Source organism: Liquorilactobacillus sicerae (assembly GCF_029916425.1).
Classification (GTDB): domain Bacteria; phylum Bacillota; class Bacilli; order Lactobacillales; family Lactobacillaceae; genus Liquorilactobacillus; species Liquorilactobacillus sicerae.
Map to the genome: position 1 here is coordinate 1 of NZ_JAHAVQ010000340.1, position 400 is coordinate 400.

At 30.5% G+C, this 400-nt stretch carries 1 tRNA gene; it reads right to left on the reverse strand.

Going from position 1 to position 400, the window contains the following annotated elements:
* Nucleotides 1-100: 100 nt before the first annotated feature.
* A tRNA-Asn gene (locus KH893_RS12745) sits at nt 101-172 on the reverse strand.
* Nucleotides 173-400: the final 228 nt, after the last annotated feature.

The following is a 400-nucleotide window of genomic DNA, read 5'->3' on the forward strand; positions in this document are numbered from 1 at the left end:
ATTATCGATTATGCAGCTTTGAAGATTCTTTTGGCTAACAAAGCAAAAATGGACAAAATTTGGCAATAAAAAACAGCAAAATCAATTGCTGTTTTGAAAACTGTCCAGGCTGGGTTCGAACCAGCGACATCCGCATTAACAGTGCGGCGTTCTACCACTGAACTACTAGACAATAGTAAAGCTAGTATAACCGCTTTATTAGATTTTATCAAGTTCGTTGATGTTGAATCGATAAAATAATCACAATTATGAATATATAAAGTTCATAACAAAAAAATATATTTTTATTAATCTTCATGAAAAAAATAATAACCCTGCTATCAATTTATCGCTAATATAGTAAATATGAGTTTTACTTTACTTGTCGTCTACATTTTAATTGGTGTTCTTGCTGGTATTT